Raw genomic sequence first — 19,603 nt, 5'->3', positions numbered from 1 at the left:
GGGTTTAGTTAATTTATTTTAATTAAAAAGCCTGAGAAATAACTCAGGCTTTTTTGTAAGAATTTATTTTTTAAATACTTTAGTCGTTAGTAGTTTTTGACCATCATTAACTTGTAAAATATACATACCTGTATTTAGTTTAGAAACATCGATGTTTGAAGAATTTAAGCGACCTTCTTTCATTACTCTACCAATGGTATTTACAATTTTATAAGTCATATTATCAGCTCTAGAGGCTAATTTTACTTGTATAAAGTCTACTGCTGGGTTAGGGTATGCCATTAAGTCTAAGCTGTTTTCATTACCTAATCTTTCTCCATTTATACTAGCTGAAGATTCTTGTCTTGTACTAGAAACAATATTTACCGTATAGTCTTCTACTTCTCCATAAGTAAATGTTTCACAAGCTGTTTGAGCAGCGTTATATTTCATAGAAACACGCATTCTTGTTGTTCCTAAAGTTGCTCCTGCAGGTACATCTACAGTAGAAGTTAAGTTATTTGCACTTGATGAAGACCCTGTTACTACTTTTTCACTGCTTTCAAATGTTCCATTTTGGTTAAAATCAATCCAAACAGCCCAATGTTCTGTATATGAAGAGCTACTAAACCCTGCGCTAACAGTCATTTGGTTTGAGCTTCCTACTGCTAAAGTTGCTGTTTTAGAAGTAAAATCTGCATATCCTCCATTATCTCCAGTTGCATTGGTCATTCCTCCTAACTCTACATTATCAATCCACTCATAAGAAGAGTTATTTCCTTTTGAGTCACAATATGAAACTGAGTTTGACAACGTTGTTACATTTATTGTGCTACTAGAAGATGAAATATTTCCTGCAGCATCTTTTGCTCTTACTGAGAAAGTATAAGTAGTAGCTGCTGTTAACCCTGTTACATTCATTGTAGTTCCTGTTACAGATCCAATATTTGTAGTTCCTTGGTAAACATCGTAACTAGTTACTCCAACATTATCAGTAGATGCTGACCAATTTAACGTTAACGAAGTCTGTGTTACACTAGATGCAGCTAAGTTTGTTGGCGCTGTTGGTGCTGTTGTGTCTGTTGTTCCTGCTCCGATTACTACTGTATAATCTTCTACTTCTCCGTATGAAAAAGAAGCTTCACATGCCGTTGGAGTTGCATTATATTTTAAAACTATACGCATTCTTGTTGCTCCATCTGTAGCTGTAGCTGGCACTGTAAAAGATGTACTAACTGGCGTATCTTTAGATGCCGATTTTGTCCAAACTGTTTCTCCTGAATCAGAAAAATCTCCATCTTGATTATAGTCAATCCAAACACCATATCCTTCATTGTATACTGTTCCTGTCCAAGTTGGTGTAATGGTAATTGTATGAGCAGTTCCTTTTGCTAAGTTTGTTGAAACGGCTGTATGGTCTGAATAACCATTTCCTCCTCCTGTACTATTATCAATAGTTCCTAATTGTACTCTTCCGATATGTTCATCAGAAACACTATTTCCTTTTGAAGAACAATAAGAAAGTGTAACTTCAGGAGTAGTAAAAGTTGAAGAAGCACTATATGCTGAATTAGATCCATCAGAACATTTACTACGTACTTGTACTTCATACTCAGTTAAAGCTGATAATCCACTTAAAGATGTTGATGTTCCTGAAACTGCGTTGGTTGTCCAAGATGAAGTTCCGGTTTGACGGTATCTTACGTCATAAGTAGCTCCTGAAACTACTGTCCAAGAAACTGATGCTTCTGATGAAGTAACACCAGATACAGTTACTCCTGTTGGTACCGTTGCTGTACATGAAGTAGAACCTCCTGTTTTATCAGATAAAGCTAAACTTCTACGTACACCTCCTGACTCTAAAACAGCACGCATTCTATTTTTTTGTCCTAGGGTGAAAAGGTTCATACAAGTATCGTCTGAGTAATCCATATAGTTTTCAACCATATCTGCTGATCCACAAGAAGAGTGACTTGAAGCACATCCGTAGTTTGCAGCATCAGATTCTGGAGTATCAGAAACAAAATCGTCAACACCACAACCACCATCTCCCCAGATATGTCTAAGGTTTAAAAAGTGACCTACTTCGTGTGTTGTTGTTCTTCCTTTGTCAAATGGAGATGATAAATAGAAACCTGAACCTTTATCTGAGCTTCCAAAATATTGAGGTCCCATCACTACTCCATCAGTAGCAGCACTACCTCCGGGGAACTGGGCATATCCTAATATTCCACCTCCAATATTACATACCCACATGTTAAGGTACTCAGAAGTATCCCATGGGTCTACTCCTCCTTGAGATGACTTTTTCATTGCGTCATTAGTTCCCCATGAAGTTTTAGATGATGATTTTCTTGTAATTCCATTTGTTGGATTACCATTTGGATCAACTTGAGCTAAATAGAACTCTATCTGTGTATCTGCTGCTTGTGACCATTTATTGGTTGCATCAGAGTTTGTTCTACGGTAATCTTCATTCAAAACATCAAGTTGCGATTGAATTTGTGCCACACTGATATTTTCTTGTGAATTACTATAAATAACGTGTACAACTACTGGAATTTGGATAATATCTCCAACTATTTTTCCTTGATAATTTTTCTTTTCTGCAAGCCTTTTTTGAGTAAAGGACTCAATTTCTTGCATTTTACTTTTTAAAGAAGGATTGAGGGATTGTCTGTACTCAAGATTTTCCATTGAGTGACAGTTTCTTTTTTCTTGGGCATACAAAGCACCAACAAAAAATAAACACATAAGTGCTAGGGTAATTTTGTTTTTCATTTTTGAAGGGTTTTTAATTGAGTTAATAAAATTTAAGAGTCTTTCCAAGGCTGTTATCCTTAATACAAATTCTTAATTATTTGTTAAAACATTGACAAATATATAAAAAAAGACAAAAAAAGATACTTTTTAGACAGTTAATTAACTGTTTATGTTTGTTTTATAAAACAAAATACTCTTTTATCCCAGCTAAACACTAGGTTTTCTAGGAAAGAAAAAAAATATTTTTTTATTACTTACTATCAAACAGTTATGGCAAAAACCTTCTTCTTGAGAAAAGAAATGGAAAATATTAATTGTATTTTTATTAAAATTTATAATTAATGCTTGAAGTTAAAAACTTAGAAATATCCTTTAAAGACTCTCCACCTGTTGTTCAGCAAATTTCTTTTAATGTTCAGAAAAACAAAATACTAGGAATTGTAGGAGAAAGTGGTAGCGGAAAATCAATAAGTTCCTTAGCTATTTTAGGATTACTACCTAAAACTGCTACTGTAAAGGGTGAACTACTTTTTAACCATGAATCTTTATTAGATTTTAATGAGAAGGATTTTCAAAAAATACGTGGTAAAAAAATTGCCATGATTTTTCAAGAACCTATGAGTTCTCTAAATCCTACATTAACTTGTGGTGTCCAGGTTGCTGAAATGCTACAACAGCATACACAATTATCTAATCATGAAATTAAAGAGGAAGTAATCTCATTATTTTCAAAAGTAAAACTTCCAAGACCTGAAGCTATTTATAATTCGTATCCGCATCAAATAAGTGGCGGACAAAAGCAGCGGGTAATGATTGCTATGGCTATTGCTTGTCAACCTCAATTACTTATTGCTGATGAGCCTACAACAGCGCTAGATGTGACGGTACAAAAAGAGATTATTTCTTTATTAAAAGAATTACAACAAGAGTTTGAAATGGGAATTATTTTTATTTCACACGATTTAGCATTAGTTTCTGAAATTGCAGATTCTGTTGTGGTAATGCATAAAGGAAAAATAGTAGAGAAGGGAAGTGCTAATCATGTTTTTTTACATCCACAAGAAAATTATACAAAAGCTTTAATCAACTCAAAACCTAATACAAAGAAACGACTCAAAACTTTACCTACTGTTTACGATTTTATCAATGAAACTATTGATTCTACAATTTATACAGATGAAGAGCGTACTGCTTTTCATCAAAAAATATATACCCAACCTCCACTGTTAGAAATCGTTAATTTACATAAAGATTTTATCAGTAATGCTTCATGGTTTTCAAAACCAACTGTGATAAAAGCGGTGAATGATGTGTCTTTTAAAATTTATGAAGGTGAAACTTTAGGACTAGTAGGAGAGAGTGGTTGCGGAAAAACGACCTTGAGTAGAACTATTTTACAACTAGAAAAAGCTACTTTGGGAAGTATTTTATACAAGGGAGTAGACATTACTAAACTTTCTAAATCTGAATTTAAAAAACTTCGAAAAGAAATTCAAATCATCTTTCAAGATCCGTTTTCTTCATTAAACCCAAGAATTACTATTGGTAATACTATTTTAGAACCAATGAAAGTTCATAAAATTTTAGGTTCTAATAAAGAGCGAAAAGAATATGTGTGCAACTTGTTAAAAAAAGTAGGCTTGGAAGCAACTCATTTTAATCGTTATCCACATGAATTTTCCGGCGGACAACGTCAACGTATAGGAATTGCTCGTGCTATAGCTTTACAACCAAAACTAATTATTTGTGACGAATCGGTTTCGGCCCTTGATGTTTCGGTACAAGCCCAAGTATTGAACTTATTAAACCAATTAAAAGCAGAATTTAACTTTACTTATATTTTTATTTCTCATGATTTATCTGTGGTAAAATACATGGCAGATAAGTTGGTTGTGATGAACAAAGGTAGAGTAGAGGAGATAGCTGATGCTGACGAAATTTATCAACATCCAAAGACAAAATATACTCAAACTTTAATAGAAGCTATCCCAAAAGGGCTGTAACTTTTTTCACTGCGTTATTAATGGTATATTGCACCGTTAAAAACGAAAAGAAAGAATATGAAGATTATAGTACCAATGGCAGGAATTGGGTCTCGTTTAAGACCTCATACATTAACTACTCCTAAGCCATTAACCGTTATTGCTGGTAAATCAATTGTACAACGATTAGTAGAAGATATTACTTCTGTTGTAGATCAACCTATAGAGGAAATTGCTTTTATAATTGGACCTGCCGCTAAAGGGTTTCCTGCAGATACAAAAGATAGATTAATAAAAATAGCCGAAAATTTAGGTGCAAAAGGTTCTGTATACGTGCAAGAAGAAGCATTAGGAACTGCACACGCTATTTATTGTGCTAAAGAATCATTAGGAGGTTCTTGTGTAGTGGCTTTTGCAGATACTTTATTCAAAGCTGATTTTACTTTAGATGCTAATGCTGATGGAGCTATTTGGGTGAAGCAAGTGGAAGACCCAAGTGCTTTTGGTGTAGTAAAATTAAAAGACGGCTTTATTACTGATTTTGTTGAAAAACCAAAAGAATTTGTCTCTGATTTAGCCATTATCGGTATTTACTATTTTAAAGATGCTGATAAATTATTGGAAGAAATAAAATATTTAATAGATAATGATATTAGACCTTCTGGTGAGTATCAATTAACTGAAGTTTTGGAAGCTTTAAAAGTAAAAGGGGCTAAATTTATTCCTGGAAAAGTAAATACTTGGATGGATTGTGGCAAAAAAGATCCAACAGTAGATACCAACAAGCAAGTTTTAGGTTTTGAGCAAGCTGATGGCAACAATTTAGTAGCTGAAAGCGTTGTATTAGAGAACGCTGAAATTATTCAGCCCTGTTATGTTGGAAAAAATGTAGTGTTGAAAAACACTAAAATAGGTCCTTTTGTTTCAATTGGTGAAAATAGTATCGTTGAAAACTCAACAATAACAAACTCTTTAATTCAAACAAATGTTCGTATTTCAAATGCCAATTTAGATAACGCTATGATTGGTAATCATGTAAAATACAATGCTAATTATACATCAGTAAGTATAGGTGATTATACAGAACTTACATAAAATTTCAAGAGAAGAGAAGAAAGAAAGAAAAGGAAAAAGTTTTTTTTCTGAAACGGTATTGTCCTTTATATTTCTTCTCTTTTCTTTCTTTCTAAACGCTCAAGATAGTATTCCTGCTGCGGTTAACATTGCTGAAAAAAACAATACTGAATTTCAACAATATTTTTTTAAAGCACTTTCAGACAAAGCTATTTTTAATTACCAAAAAGCTATACAAAACCTAGAAAAGTGTAACACAATATTTCCAAACAATAAAGCTGTTTTGTTTGAACTTTCTAAAAACTATGAAAAATTAGGCAGAAACCCTGAAGCTTTAACCTATATTGATTTAGCCTTAAAAGTAGAGCCTAATAATGTTTGGTTACTTGAGCACAAGGTATTTATTTTAAGAAAATTAGCTGATTTTAATGATGCTATTCTTACACAACAAAAGATAGCTGCAATATACCCAAAGAAAAAACAGTTACTTGTTTTTTTACATCTTCAAAACAAAGATGTAATCTCTGCTGAAAAAGTGTTGGCTGAATTAAAAAAAGCTAAATTATTAAATGCCAGACTTCGCTCTATCGAAAGAAAAATAAATCTTCAAAAAATAACCAAAGTACAGCCTAAAAAAGTTACAGAAAGCCTCGATGCTAAATCGCTTTTTGAAAAAGAAAAATCCTATGGAAGTTTAAAAGCTTTATTGGATAAATTAGCTGATGATAATAATCTTGATTTATTAAAATACAGTGAAGAGGGTTTAGCTCTTTTTCCTGCGCAACCTTTTGTATATTTAATGAATGGAAAGGCACTTAATAACAATAGAGATTATAAAAAAGCGTTAGAAACCTTACAAAACGGCATTGATTTTGTTATTGATAATAATGAAATAGAAGCCAAATTTTACTTAGAAATATCAAAAGCTTATCAAGGGTTGAACAATGTTAAAAAAGCCAATTCTTACAAAAACAAAGCTGAAAAGATTTTAAAATAAGTTTCCTTAGTACAAGTTTTATGAAATATACCACTTTATTACTTATATTATTTTTAGGTTTAACCTCTTGTAAATCTACCAAAAACGTCACTGGTAGTGCCGTCATTAAAGAGTTGTCGGCACGAAAAGTAGCTAAAAAACATATTGCCACAAGTTTTGACAAAAAAACGGTAGATGCTCGTTTAAAAGTTAATTACAAGAACAACAAAGAAAGCTTAGGGTTTTCGGTACGAATGAAAATTAAAAAAGATGAAGTTATTTGGTTAAAGGGAACCAAAATCATCTCTATTTTTAAAGCTAAAATTACCCCAACAAAAGTGCAATTTTATTCTCCGTATGAAAAGAATTATTTCGATGGTGACTTTCTAATGCTAAAAAAATTATTAGGAACTGATATTAATTTCCAACAATTACAAAGCATGTTATTAGGTGAAGCTTTAATGGATGTAAAGTCTGAACGACAAGAAGTTCAAGTTCAAGAAAAATCGTATCAATTATCGCCAAAAAAACAACCTACTTTATTCGACTTGTTTTTTTATGTAAACCCTCAACATTTTAAACTAAACAAGCAATTAATAGTAAACTCGTTAAAAGATCAACGTTTAGCTATTAGTTACCCAAAATATCATAAAAAGAACACTACTTTCTTCCCTGAGAAGATTAACATAAAAGCTAAAGAAAAAAATAAATTTACTATTATTGATATAACTACTCGCTCAGTAGAATATGACACTAAGCTTAATGTAAACTTTAATATCCCTAGCGGATACAAAGAAATTAAACTATAATTATGAAGTACCCTGTTTTTTACATCTCTTTTTTATGCCTGTTTTTTGTAGGAATTTCTTCTTTTGCTCAAAGTAGGAAAGAGCTTGAAAATAGGCGAAAAAAACTTAAAAATGAAATAGAGCAAGTTAACAACCTATTATTTAAAACAAAGAAAAAAAAGAGCAGTGCTTTAGATGATTTAAAAGACTTAAACCAAAAAATAAGTGTTAGAGAACGTTTAATTAAAACTATTGAGTTAGAAGCTAAATTACTTTCAAAAGAAATCAATTCAAACGAGCGACAATTAAAAAAATATAATGACGAGTTAGAGAACTTGAAAAATGACTACCGAGACATGGTAGTAAAGTCATACAAAAGCAAATCGCAACAAAGCAAAACTATGTTTTTGTTGTCTTCAGAAAGCTTTTACCAAGCTTACAAGCGGCTAAAATATATGCAGCAATATAAAGACTTTAGGAAAAAACAAGGAGAAGAAATTATAGTTAAAGCAAAAGAAGTAGAACAATTAAACGACTCGTTAACTGCGCAAAAAAAATCAAAAGAAGCTTTACTTTCTGACGAGAAAAGTCAGAAAAAAGAAATCGAAGGTGATAAAAAACACCAAGAGAAACTCATTTCTAAAATTAAAAAAGAAGAAAAAAAATATAAAAGTGATTTACAGAAAAAGCAACGAGAAGAAAAAAGAATTGCTGCCAAAATTGATAAGTTAATTAGAGATGCTATTGCTAAAGCAAATAAGGGTAAAAAAACAGCGAAAGGTAAAACTAAAAGTTCCGGTTTTATTTTAAATGCTGAAGAAAAAGCTTTGCTCGCCAACTTTGAACAAAATAGAGGTAATTTACCTTGGCCAGTAAAAGGCGTAATTACACGAAAATATGGAGTGCAACCACACCCTACATTTCCCGGAATCAGTATCAATAGTCACGGATTATACATTGCGACTAAAGCAAACACCGATGTAAAAAGTATTTTTAACGGAAAAGTATTGGTTATTCAATTACATTCTGATGGTAGAAAATCAGTTTTAGTACAGCACGGTAATTACATTTCTGCATATAACAAATTAAAAGAAGTATACGTTAAAAAAGGTGATGTTGTTAAAACTGGTGATAAGTTAGGTAAAGTATTTACTAACAAAGTAACTGGTAAAACACAACTTAGTTTTATGCTATATAAAAACAAAAACCGACTGAATCCTGCTAAATGGATTCGTTCATAACCCCAAAACAAGAACATTAATAAATTTTATTTTTAAATTGTAATCAAAATTTAAACGTGTGAAAAACGCATCAAACTTTATTATTGTAACCGTAGCTATCATTGCAACGTTGGTTATTGGAAAAGGGATTTTAATTCCTTTTGTTTTTGCACTAATTTTTTGGTTTTTAACTCGTGAAATCCGCAAAACCATATACAAAATCCCCTTTGCCAAACGGTTTATCCCGTTTTGGTTAAGTAATGTATTTGTTTTTACATTCATTATTTTAGGGTTTGGTTTTGTTTCAGAAATAATTACCAATAGTATTTCTAACTTAACCACTTCTTACTCAAAATATGAACCTAATGTTGATGCTATTATAAAACGTTTAGACGCCTATTTTCACATAGATATTATCAAGTCGTTACAATCTGTTGTTGGAGACTTTGATTATGGCTCTGTTTTAGGCGATATAGCAAACGGAATTAGCAGTTTGCTAGGTAACACCTTTATGATTATTATTTATGCCTTATTTATCTTCTTAGAGGAAAGTAATTTTAAAAAGAAATTACAAAAGGTATTTATGAGTTCTCAAAACAACTCTAAAAGCTTTCAGTCTATCTTAAAAAAGATTGAAGACTCTATTTCAAACTATTTACGACTAAAAACCTACGTAAGTTTATTAACAGGTATACTTAGTTATTTTGTTTTGTTATTAGTAGGAGTAGACGGTGCTCCATTTTGGGCATTTCTTATCTTTTTACTGAATTACATCCCTACTATCGGTTCACTTGTAGCAACTGCATTTCCTGCCATATTTTGTTTAATTCAATTTGGAGAATTTCCTCCTTTTTTAATTGTATTGTTTGCAGTAGGTAGTATTCAAGTAGTGGTTGGTAATATTGTAGAACCTAGAGTTTTCGGAAAGTCACTGAACTTAAGTCCGTTAGTCACCATACTTTCTTTAGCTCTTTGGGGAGAAATTTGGGGAATTACAGGAATGATACTTTCTGTACCTATTACAGTAATTATGATTATTATCTTTTCTCAGTTTGAGAAAACAAAAGACATTGCCATTTTCTTATCTGAAAGCGGCAATGTAGATGAAATATAACCTGTTTTAATCTATAAAAATAGACTTCAACTCTATAGCTTCCTTAGGATCCATTTTACCTGCTAAAACCAAGCTTAATTGCTTTCTTCGCAACGCTGCTTCATAACGTTTTTTCTCTAATTCGGTTTCTGGTTCAATTTGAGGAATTGGCACTGGTTTACCAGTTTCATCAACGGCAACAAATGTGTAAATTCCTTCATTTACTTTTGTTTTTTCACCTGATTGACGGTCTTCAATCCAAACATCTACATAAATTTCCATTGATGATTTAAAAGCACGTGAAACCTTTGCTTCTAAAGTTACCACGCTTCCTACAGGCACCGATTTCGTAAATGCTACATGGTTTACAGAGGCGGTTACTACAATTCTTCTCGAATGACGTCGTGCAGCGATACTACAAGCTCTATCCATACGAGCTAATAATTCTCCTCCAAAAAGGTTATCTAAATAATTTGTTTCTCCTGGTAAAACTAAATCGGTAAGTACAGTTAACGATTCTTTTGGTGATTTTGCTCTCATCAATTAAATTTTGCTGCAAAGATACAGCAACAAAAAAATCTACCTAGAATAAATGCAGTTTATTTGGTCAATAACCAAGCGTCTTCACTTACTGATTCTTTAATAATTCCTAAGGCTTTTCTAGCTTCATCCCTTGTTGCATAACTCGCAAAAGCTACTTGAGTTAAGCCTAATCCATTCTTTCCAACTATAGAAGCATCATAACCTTTATCTTGTAGTTCAGCTAACTTATTTTCAGCATTGTGCTCTTCTTGAAAAGCTCCTGCTATGATATGAAAATTTCTAGCTTCTTTACTAACGTTTAAGTTAATGGTTGGTAACGGATTATCGATTACAAAAGTTGCTGATTGAATTTTCTTCTCAACAGCTTTTTCTTGGTTTGCTAGTACCTTCTGCTGTTCCTGATTTTGAACGCCATTCCAACCCACATAAGCAATTCCCACAAAAACAGCCGCTGCTGCAGCTCTTCTTACATATAACGGAATTGTTTTTTTATTTTCTTCAGTGGCTGTAGTGGCTAACGACTTAATTGTTACTTCTTTTACTCTCTCTACAGATGGTGTTGAAACCTCAGCTAATCCATAAGATTCCGTTAAAAAATTACTAGTTGGGTTAGGTTCGAAAACAACTTGTTTAGCTTCGTTTAAAGATAAACTTCCTACAGAAGCAACAGTAACACTTGTCGTTTCCAATTTCTCATTCCATTTCGTAACTTCTTCAGCAATGAAAGCAACAGCTTCTTCAAAAGAGATATTTTTACTTGAAGCTATATAATTAGCCAATAAACCATCATTATGCTGTAAATACGCATTAAATGTAAGTTGTTTTTTGGGTGGGTAAAAAGTGTGTGTAGTAGTATTTACTCTAGCACCAATTTTATTGGTTACAAACCCTCCAAAATTAGGAACAATTACGCAATCGTATCTATATAATAAATCGTTAATGTAGTTGGCTAATGTCATAAGAACAAATATAGCTTTTTAGTCCATTACTTTCAAGTAATCTCTTAATTTTTATTAACAGTTTTTTGTATATTGATACTCAAATTATTGCTATATGAACTCAGAAAAATTACTAGCCATTCTACGATTACAAGCAACCAAAAACGTAGGTGATATTTTGGCAAAAAAGCTAATTACCGCTACAGGTAGTGTTCAACAAGTGTTTTTAGAAAAGAAAAATGCGCTACATAAAATTAACGGAATTGGAACTCACGTAACCCAACATCTTTTTGATAAAAACAACCTAAAAAGAGCAGAAGAAGAGCTAGCCTATATTCAACAAAACAACATTCCTTTTTCTTATTTTTTAGAGCCTGATTACCCGCAACACTTGAAACATTGTATAGATGCTCCTATCTTACTTTTTAAGGATGGAAACCTCAACCTCAACAACAATAAAATTATTTCAATTGTGGGAACTCGAAAAATGAGTTCCTACGGGCGCAATTTCTGCAATCAACTAGTTGAGGATTTAAAAGAACATAATCCTATAATTGTAAGTGGATTTGCCTACGGAGTAGATATTTCTGCGCATAAAGCCGCAATAAAAAATAACTTGCAAACTATTGCTGTATTAGCGCATGGGTTAGATGAAATTTATCCGAAAACTCATAAAAAATATATTCATCAAGTGAATGAGAATGGTGGTTTTATTACCGAGTTTTGGCACGATGAGCAACCTATGAGAGAGAACTTTTTAAAACGAAATCGTATTGTAGCAGGGCTTTCAAAAGCAACTATCATTATAGAATCTGCTGAAAAAGGTGGCTCGTTAGTTACTGCTGATATTGCCAACTCTTACAATCATGATGTCTTTGCGCTACCCGGTAGAGCTACTGATATGTATAGCAAAGGTTGTAACAACCTTATTAAAAATAATCAGGCACATTTACTCACTTCAGCTGAAGATATTGTAAAAATGCTCAACTGGGATCTACCGAGAACCTCGACTCCCATTCAAAGCAAACTTTTTGTTGACTTAAGTGAAATCGAACAAAAAATATATGATTATTTACAAGTAAATGGTAAGCAGTTACTGGATGTTATTGCATTAGACTGTAATCTTCCTACCTATCAATTATCATCTATTTTAGTTCAAATGGAGTTGAAAGGAGCCATAAAACCTTTACCCGGAAAAATGTTTGAAGTTTAATCTACTTCAAAAGTAATCGGTAGTGTATATCGTACATTTACATTTTTTCCATCAATCTTTGCTGGTATTATTTGGGGTAAATCTTCAACAAAGTTTATTATCCAATCTTCTACTTTTTGGCGTGGAGCTCTTGTTTTTATGTTAGAAATATTGCCCATTGTGTCTACTATAAATTGTGCATACGCTATTTCTTTTTTTTTATATACTTCAAGTTTATTGAGTAGATCATTATCAAGTTTTTTTTCGATAAGACGATTAATGTCTTCTCCAAAGCTAACTTTAGAGTTTTTGAATTTAGGCTTGATATCAACTTGAATAAAAGCGTACGGTTCATTTGGTTCTATTTCAATTTCACCCTCAACAATATCTCCCATAATTACAACTTCTGGAACACTATCTTTTTGAAATAATGGTTTCATTTTAGTATCATCTACAACAAATATTCCCTTTGTTAAAGGCGGTGGAGGAACTTTACGTTTCTTTTTTTGAATAATTGTGTCTTTATCAACCTTCAAAGAATCTATTGTTATTTCAATTTTAGGAATAGAATTAATTATTTCAACCTTTTCTATTTTTTGTGTTTTTCCTGTATCAGTTTTACAACTAAACAACGTAGTTCCCATTACAAATAACAACGATAAAATAAACAGTTTTTGAAACGTCAACGGTTGATAAAAAGTTGTTTCTGGTAGCTGAATTACAATACTATCTAATTGCTTTCTGTAAAAGTGACCACAAACTCTTTGTCCTTTGTTCGCTAGTAAATATTCTTGAATTTCTTTTGATGATTTTTGGGTAAAATCAACGACTGTTTTTGCACAAGAGCTGCAAAATTTTCCTTTTTCATTAGGTGTCATAGTATTCCAATCTTCGTGACATGGTTTTGGAATCGTAAGTTTGTAGCTTTTCATAGTAAGTAGTTTTTGTTAAGAATCAACAAATATTATTCCAAAAAAATAAATTGAATTATCTTTGAAAAAAAAGGCTTTTTAATGTCAGAATATAAACTCATATCACAAAAAAAACCAGCGTTTCCTGTTAACAAAAAACTAGGAAACTACTTAAAAAGGCATAACAGAACTATTAAAATCCCTATTTTTTATGATGATTTGTTACGTTTTCAAGGAGCAGTTGCTGTGTATGATAAACACGATAATGATACCTTATGGATACGCGTTTTTTACAATGAGTTTGAGCGAGCCGAAATTGATTTATACCTTAAAAAGGTATATAATATTTTACACTCTAACGGTTCTGATGCCAGTATTAAACACCTAAATGTTGATGCTATCGACTTTTGTACATTTGGTAACTCTAAACCTTTTCGTATTAAAATTAGAAATATTTTAAATGATAATTATACGTATTTTTACGTAAAAAAAACTGATGCTTCTCGTATTTACGGGCTGGAGTTAGAGGATATTTTATCACCTTATAACTTAAACTTTTTGGTATATGAAGACACCTTGATAGAAGAACATATATCAGGAATTCCAGGTGATGTTTTTATTAACGATTATTTAGAGGATTGTTTAGATATTGAAAAAGCGCAATTAGCCAAAGAGTTTGTAAAGTTTAATGAACGTTGTATGATTCGTTTGTTGGGTGACATGCGTTCGTATAACTATGTAGTAGTACCCACACACGATTTTGAAAATGTTGTGTATAAAATTCGTCCGATAGATTTTGACCAACAGTGTTACGAAGGAAAGTTTAAAGTGTATTATCCGCAGTTTTTTAAAGAAAACATAAAACTCGTTCAACTAGTAGGAGATAAGCTTACTTCAGAGTCTATTGAGCAATATCAAATAGAAGAGCGATCAATTGTTGCTAAAAGAATTTTAGGTTCACGTTCTCGATTAAACCGTTTGCTTACTGCCATGAAATCTGATAATATTTCTACTCCTAAAAATATTGAAAAGCTAAAGTCTGAAATTTTTGAATTCACAGGTGATATTAATTTTAGAGACAGTGATGGTATGGGAGAGGTTCTAGACAGTGCACTCACTTTTGTTCGTAGAAATTATGAAGATGTGAGTATGAAAACCATTATTCAACAACAACAAAAGTTGCACTAACCTTTTCTACTTCGAATACTTTCAATAAGTACCGTTGTTAAAATTAAGCTTCCACCAATAAAAGTGTTCCATGTGGGGATTTCGTTTAAAAAAATAAACGCCAACAAAATTCCGAAAATGGGCTGAATACTACTGATTATACTTGCCGTTGATGCTGAAAAAAATTGTAGTGAGTGTACCATTAAACTATGTCCGATAGCCGTAGTTAACAACCCTAATAGTAACAAATAGGGGAGTTGCTCTCTAAAACCTGAAATATCCATAAAAAACAGTACAGGAACCAATAAAACGGTAATAATTACCGTTTGATAAAACATTAACATCACTCCGTTATATTGCTGTACATATTGCTTTAAAATTAAAATTCTAACAGCATAACACAATGCGGAAAGTAAACCAAACAATACTCCTTGTACTTGCGTGTTTTTAATATCAAACTCTGGTGCTAAAATGTATAACCCAAGTAGTACTAACAAGCCTAAAATTATATGAATTGGATTGAATTTTACCTTTAAAAACAAGGGTTCTAAAAACGCAATCATTACCGGAAAGGTATATAAAGAAAGTATTCCGATTGCAACATTAGATAGTTTTAAAGCATAAAAATATGTAATCCAATGCGCTGCCATAAAAACACCACCTATAATAAACGGAAGTACATGCCCTTTCGATTGTATTTTTAAATCAATCTTTCTAAACCGACAAAAAGCATATAAAACTACCATGGCAAATACTGAACGAAACCAAACAATCACTTCCGAAGGCATTGCAATATACTTACCCAACACACTTGAAGTACTTATAAAAAAAGTGGCTAATAATAACCCTGAAATATTTTTTACGTGGTTGGTTTGCATGGGCGTAAATGTATGTTATTTCAAAACAAACAAAATTGTTTTAGATTTAGCTGTCACATCGAGTAAATTTCTTTTTCGATAGAGGAAAGAAATTTGTATCGAGATGCATATAAACTAGTTCTCGATACAGTTTTCACTCATTCTAATCGTAAAAACCACTCGAACAGACAATCTTAACTATTAAACTTCTTTTTTGCTAAATTAGGTAGTTTTTCAAACTCATTATTTATAAGAGCTTCTTTTTTTGCTCTTGACCATTTTTTAATTTGTTTTTCTTTTTCAATAGCCATTTCTACGTTAGTAAATTCACAATAAAAGACTAATTCTACAGGTCTTCTTTTTGAAGTATAACTATCTTTAAAAGTTCCGTTTTGGTGTTGAAATATTCGTTGAGATAGATTTGAAGTTACTCCTGTATAATAGCTTTTATCTGAACATTGTAATATGTAAACAAAGTATATTTTCATTTTAAAGTTTATCAACGAATTAGTTACCCTTTTTCAAGAATGACAATTTCTTTACTCCTTCATTGCTAGGGGCAACGTACCCCATCCTTTGGTTATGAATTTAATTGTCACATCGAGTGAATTTCTTTTTCGATAGAGAAAAGAAATTTGTATCGAGATGCATATAAACTAGTTCTCGATACAATTTTCACTCATTCTAATCGTGAAAATTACTCGAACAGACAACTTCTTTGTTCCTTCATTGCGAGTGATGACGTTTTACACTTTCTGTAAGGTTTCTAATGCCTTATGTACACTATCAATTTTAATAAATGTAATGAGTAAACGCAATCCGTTTTTGGTTTTCTTTTCTTTCATTACACAACTTTTCGGGTTGTGCTGTACGTATTTCAACATCTTCGTAAATGCTTCCGTTTGATAAAAAGCACTTTGCTGATCGGATACAAAATACCCAATTAATCTTTTTTGCTTTAAAACCACCTTTTCTAAGCCTAATTCTTTCGCTAACCATTTAATACGAACACTGTCTAATAAATCGGCCACTTGGGTTGGGTATTCTCCAAAACGATCGATAATTTCAGTTTCAAAGGTTTCTAATTCTTCTTCTGTAGTTAAGGTTCCTAATTTGTTGTATAAACTTAAACGTTCGGTTACTGAGTTGACATAATCATCTGGGAACAGAATTTCAAAATCGGTATCAATTTGCACCTCTTTTACATACTCTTTTGGTGCATTTTCATCCGTAGGATATAAATCTTTGAACTCATTTTCCTTCAGTTCTTCAATCGCTTCGTGTAATATTTTCTGATAAGTATCAAAACCAATGTCATTGATAAATCCGCTTTGTTCCCCTCCTAGTAAATCTCCAGCACCACGAATTTCCAAGTCTTTCATGGCAATATTCAATCCGCTTCCTAAATCAGAAAACAGTTCTAATGCCTGAATTCGTTTACGTGCATCGTCGGTCATATGATGATACGGTGGCGTGATAAAATAACAGAAGGCTTTTTTGTTTGAACGCCCTACACGACCACGCATTTGGTGTAAATCTGACAGTCCGAAATTATTCGCATTGTTGATAAAAATCGTATTCGCATTCGGTACATCCAATCCACTTTCAATAATCGTAGTAGAAACTAGTACATCAAACTCATTGTTCATAAAACCTAGCATGAGTTCTTCTAACTTTTTTCCTTCCATTTGTCCGTGACCAATACCAATTTTAGCACTTGGTACCAAACGTTGCAACAATCCTGCTACTTCTTTGATGTTTTCAATACGGTTATGGATAAAAAACACCTGTCCTCCACGTGAAACCTCGTACGAAATCGCATCGCGAATAGTTTCTTCACTAAAGCGAATTACATTAGTTTCTATGGGGTGACGGTTAGGTGGTGGTGTTTTAATTACCGATAAATCTCGCGCCGCCATCAAACTGAACTGTAAAGTACGTGGAATTGGCGTTGCCGTTAAGGTCAACGTATCTACGTTTTCTTTAATGGTTTTTAGTTTGTCTTTCGCTGCTACCCCAAATTTTTGTTCCTCATCAATAACCAATAATCCCAAATCTTTAAACTGAACTGCTTTATTGGTTAACTGGTGTGTTCCTATTACAATATCTACACTTCCATCGGTAACACCTTCTAACACGCCTTTGCGCTGTTTTGTGGTTCTAAAACGGTTTAGGTAATCAATCGTAACCGGAAAGTCTTTTAATCGCTTAGAAAAGGTTTTAAAGTGCTGAAATGCTAAAACCGTCGTTGGTACGAGCACCGCAACCTGCTTTCCGTTATCTACCGCCTTAAAAGCGGCTCTGATGGCAATTTCTGTTTTTCCAAAACCAACATCACCACATACCAAACGATCCATCGGTTGTTCTTTTTCCATATCGGCTTTTACCTCTTGGGTAGAAGAAAACTGATCGGGCGTGTCTTCGTATAAGAAACTCGCTTCCAACTCATGTTGCATGTGCGTATCGGGTCCGAAAGCAAATCCTTTTTGTAGTTTTCGTTTTGCGTATAGCTGAATAAGGTTAAACGCAATATGTTTTACGCGGGCTTTGGTTTTTTGCTTGACTTTTTTCCAAGCGTTCGACCCTAGTTTGTATACTTTCGGCGGTTTTCCGTCTTTTCCGTTGAATTTTGATATTTTGTGTAGCGAGTGAATACTTACGTATAAAATATCACGGTCGCCATAAATTAACTTGATGGCTTCCTGTTTTTTGCCTTCTACATCTATTTTTTGAAGTCCGCCAAACTTTCCAATTCCGTGGTCGATGTGGGTTACATAATCACCTACGTCTAATTTGGTGAGCTCTTGTAGGGTGATGGATTGCTTTTTCGCGTATCCGTTTTTCAATCGGAATTTGTAATAACGCTCAAAGATTTGATGATCTGTATAACAAACAATTTTGCTATCAATATCCACAAACCCTTGATACAACGGAAACACAATGGTTTCATAAGAAACCTTTTCTTCGTGGTCATCAAAAATATCGTGGAAACGTTGTGCTTGCTGTTCGTTAGAACATAAAATATAGTTGGTAAATCCTTTTGCCGAAAACTCGTTGAAATTCTGAATTAACAGGTCGAATTTTTTGTTGAAAGACGGTTGGGGGTGGGTATCGAAGTTGATACTTGGAACACCTTCATGAGATTCTTCTCTTCGTTCAGAATGAAGGTTTTTACCGATGTCAACCGTTATAAAATCTTGTAACTGGCTTCGAATTAACTCGCCGTTGCAAAACAGTTCTTCGGGTTTTGCGTGCTTGATTTCTGTAGAGAGTTCGTTGAACGACAATTCTGCTTTTCGGTAAAATTTGTCTAATGAATCGCTTAACAAGTCTACATTCTTCACAAAAACAGCCGTTTTAGCCGATATGTATTTTAAAAAACTTTCTCGCGATTCCTGCAATGTTTTGTTTTCTACATTCGGCATAATGCTCACTTTCTTCAGTTTTTCTTTAGAAAGTTGCGTTTCTACATCAAAGGTTCGGATGCTGTCTACCTCATCGCCAAAAAACTCTATACGATAGGGTTCGTCGTGAGAAAACGAAAACACATCAATAATTCCACCACGTACCGAAAACTCTCCTGGTTCGGTCACAAAATCAACACGTTTAAAATGATATTCGAACAGTACTTCGTTGACAAAATCGAGCGATACTTGCTCGCCCACCATCACTTTTAGCGTGTTTTTTTCTAACTCTTTTTTGGTCACCACTTTTTCGAACAGGGCAGTAGGATAGGTAACAATAACCGCAGGTTTTTTACGAGAATTGATACGGTTTAACACCTCTGAACGCAGCAGTACATTGGCATTGTCGGTTTCTTCTATCTGGTAGGGTCTGCGATACGAACCCGGATAAAACAATACGTTTTTATCGCCCAATAACTGCTCTAAATCGTTCAGATAATAAGCGGCTTCTTCCTTGTCGTTAAAAATTAACAAGTAAGGTTTATCGGCTTGTTTAAAAGTTTCGGAAATGACAAAAGACAACGAAGAACCGACCAAATTCGTTATTTGAAAATGGTGTGGATCTTGTTGAAGCTGATGAACAATCTGTTTTACATTCTCAGATTGTTGATAGTGATTTACAATTGCTTGCTTGCTCAACGTACAAAAATTTTACG

15 protein-coding genes are annotated in these 19,603 nt (G+C 33.0%); 8 read left to right on the top strand and 7 right to left on the bottom strand.

Annotated elements, in window-relative coordinates:
* Positions 1 to 63: 63 nt before the first annotated feature.
* On the bottom strand, positions 64 to 2,760 hold the full coding sequence (locus tag Q4517_RS00455; protein ID WP_303504993.1) for a GEVED domain-containing protein: 2,697 nt from the start codon (positions 2,758 to 2,760) through the stop codon (positions 64 to 66).
* A 323-nt stretch (positions 2,761 to 3,083) separates the two neighbouring features.
* On the opposite strand from Q4517_RS00455, the gene Q4517_RS00450 reads away from it, so the two are divergent.
* Genes Q4517_RS00450 through Q4517_RS00425 form a run of 6 tightly spaced genes read left to right on the top strand, consistent with a single transcriptional unit; the run spans position 3,084 to position 9,896 of the window.
* Positions 3,084 to 4,745, top strand: a complete 1,662-nt coding sequence (locus Q4517_RS00450) for an ABC transporter ATP-binding protein (RefSeq protein WP_303504991.1) — start codon at positions 3,084 to 3,086, stop codon at positions 4,743 to 4,745.
* 57 nt (positions 4,746 to 4,802) lie between these two features.
* A complete protein-coding gene (locus tag Q4517_RS00445) occupies positions 4,803 to 5,819 on the top strand; it encodes a sugar nucleotidyltransferase (RefSeq protein ID WP_303504989.1) in 1,017 nt (338 codons plus the stop codon).
* Positions 5,797 to 6,795, top strand: coding sequence for a lipopolysaccharide assembly protein LapB (locus Q4517_RS00440; protein WP_303504987.1), 999 nt, complete (start codon positions 5,797 to 5,799; stop codon positions 6,793 to 6,795). The genes Q4517_RS00445 and Q4517_RS00440 overlap by 23 nt, the downstream gene beginning before the upstream one ends.
* Positions 6,796 to 6,815: 20 nt before the next feature.
* Complete coding sequence (locus tag Q4517_RS00435; protein WP_303504985.1) at positions 6,816 to 7,583, top strand: DUF4292 domain-containing protein; 768 nt, start codon at positions 6,816 to 6,818, stop codon at positions 7,581 to 7,583.
* 2 nt (positions 7,584 to 7,585) lie between these two features.
* Complete coding sequence (locus Q4517_RS00430; RefSeq protein WP_303504983.1) at positions 7,586 to 8,803, top strand: murein hydrolase activator EnvC; 1,218 nt, start codon at positions 7,586 to 7,588, stop codon at positions 8,801 to 8,803.
* A gap of 58 nt (positions 8,804 to 8,861) precedes the next feature.
* Positions 8,862 to 9,896 carry an AI-2E family transporter gene (locus tag Q4517_RS00425; RefSeq protein WP_303504981.1) on the top strand — a complete coding sequence of 345 codons (1,035 nt, stop codon included), beginning with the start codon at positions 8,862 to 8,864 and terminating at the stop codon, positions 9,894 to 9,896.
* Between the two features lie 6 nt (positions 9,897 to 9,902).
* Here the strand turns inward: Q4517_RS00425 and Q4517_RS00420 are convergent, their stop codons facing one another.
* A complete protein-coding gene (locus Q4517_RS00420) occupies positions 9,903 to 10,415 on the bottom strand; it encodes an acyl-CoA thioesterase (RefSeq protein ID WP_303504979.1) in 513 nt (170 codons plus the stop codon).
* A 59-nt stretch (positions 10,416 to 10,474) separates the two neighbouring features.
* Entirely contained in the window at positions 10,475 to 11,377 is a 903-nt protein-coding gene (locus Q4517_RS00415; protein WP_303504977.1) for an SPOR domain-containing protein, read from the bottom strand.
* Between the two features lie 94 nt (positions 11,378 to 11,471).
* On the opposite strand from Q4517_RS00415, the gene dprA reads away from it, so the two are divergent.
* On the top strand, positions 11,472 to 12,569 hold the full coding sequence (dprA, locus tag Q4517_RS00410; RefSeq protein WP_303504975.1) for a DNA-processing protein DprA: 1,098 nt from the start codon (positions 11,472 to 11,474) through the stop codon (positions 12,567 to 12,569).
* Here dprA and Q4517_RS00405 read toward each other — a convergent pair.
* Positions 12,566 to 13,480: a hypothetical protein gene (locus tag Q4517_RS00405; protein WP_303504973.1), complete on the bottom strand. Its 915-nt coding sequence runs from the start codon at positions 13,478 to 13,480 to the stop codon at positions 12,566 to 12,568. The genes dprA and Q4517_RS00405 overlap by 4 nt on opposite strands.
* Positions 13,481 to 13,561: 81 nt before the next feature.
* Between Q4517_RS00405 and Q4517_RS00400 the strand changes: the two genes are divergently transcribed.
* On the top strand, positions 13,562 to 14,647 hold the full coding sequence (locus Q4517_RS00400) for a hypothetical protein (protein WP_303504971.1): 1,086 nt from the start codon (positions 13,562 to 13,564) through the stop codon (positions 14,645 to 14,647).
* On the opposite strand, the gene Q4517_RS00395 is transcribed toward Q4517_RS00400, so the two are convergent.
* From Q4517_RS00395 to mfd, 3 genes are all read right to left on the bottom strand, one after another.
* Positions 14,644 to 15,504 carry a DMT family transporter gene (locus Q4517_RS00395; RefSeq protein WP_303504969.1) on the bottom strand — a complete coding sequence of 287 codons (861 nt, stop codon included), beginning with the start codon at positions 15,502 to 15,504 and terminating at the stop codon, positions 14,644 to 14,646. The genes Q4517_RS00400 and Q4517_RS00395 overlap by 4 nt on opposite strands.
* A 173-nt stretch (positions 15,505 to 15,677) precedes the next feature.
* A complete protein-coding gene (locus tag Q4517_RS00390; protein ID WP_115899659.1) occupies positions 15,678 to 15,971 on the bottom strand; it encodes a GIY-YIG nuclease family protein in 294 nt (97 codons plus the stop codon).
* 258 nt (positions 15,972 to 16,229) lie between these two features.
* Positions 16,230 to 19,586 carry a transcription-repair coupling factor gene (gene mfd, locus Q4517_RS00385; RefSeq protein WP_303504965.1) on the bottom strand — a complete coding sequence of 1,119 codons (3,357 nt, stop codon included), beginning with the start codon at positions 19,584 to 19,586 and terminating at the stop codon, positions 16,230 to 16,232.
* Positions 19,587 to 19,603 lie beyond the last annotated feature (17 nt).

Source organism: Tenacibaculum sp. 1_MG-2023 (assembly GCF_030547425.1).
Classification (GTDB): domain Bacteria; phylum Bacteroidota; class Bacteroidia; order Flavobacteriales; family Flavobacteriaceae; genus Polaribacter.
The sequence above is the reverse complement of the archived record's forward strand: the minus strand, read 5'-3'. Positions and strand labels throughout refer to the sequence as shown.

Excerpts from the sequence above, each read along its gene's own strand:
- Q4517_RS00455 (WP_303504993.1), bottom strand. The coding sequence starts at position 2,760 with ATGAAAAACAAAATTACCCTAGCACTTATGTGTTTATTTTTTGTTGGT.
- Q4517_RS00450 (WP_303504991.1), top strand. The coding sequence starts at position 3,084 with ATGCTTGAAGTTAAAAACTTAGAAATATCCTTTAAAGACTCTCCACCT.
- Q4517_RS00445 (WP_303504989.1), top strand. The coding sequence starts at position 4,803 with ATGAAGATTATAGTACCAATGGCAGGAATTGGGTCTCGTTTAAGACCT.
- Q4517_RS00435 (WP_303504985.1), top strand. The coding sequence starts at position 6,816 with ATGAAATATACCACTTTATTACTTATATTATTTTTAGGTTTAACCTCT.
- Q4517_RS00430 (WP_303504983.1), top strand. The coding sequence starts at position 7,586 with ATGAAGTACCCTGTTTTTTACATCTCTTTTTTATGCCTGTTTTTTGTA.
- Q4517_RS00420 (WP_303504979.1), bottom strand. The coding sequence starts at position 10,415 with ATGAGAGCAAAATCACCAAAAGAATCGTTAACTGTACTTACCGATTTA.
- Q4517_RS00415 (WP_303504977.1), bottom strand. The coding sequence starts at position 11,377 with ATGACATTAGCCAACTACATTAACGATTTATTATATAGATACGATTGC.
- dprA (WP_303504975.1), top strand. The coding sequence starts at position 11,472 with ATGAACTCAGAAAAATTACTAGCCATTCTACGATTACAAGCAACCAAA.
- Q4517_RS00405 (WP_303504973.1), bottom strand. The coding sequence starts at position 13,480 with ATGAAAAGCTACAAACTTACGATTCCAAAACCATGTCACGAAGATTGG.
- Q4517_RS00400 (WP_303504971.1), top strand. The coding sequence starts at position 13,562 with ATGTCAGAATATAAACTCATATCACAAAAAAAACCAGCGTTTCCTGTT.
- Q4517_RS00395 (WP_303504969.1), bottom strand. The coding sequence starts at position 15,504 with ATGCAAACCAACCACGTAAAAAATATTTCAGGGTTATTATTAGCCACT.
- Q4517_RS00390 (WP_115899659.1), bottom strand. The coding sequence starts at position 15,971 with ATGAAAATATACTTTGTTTACATATTACAATGTTCAGATAAAAGCTAT.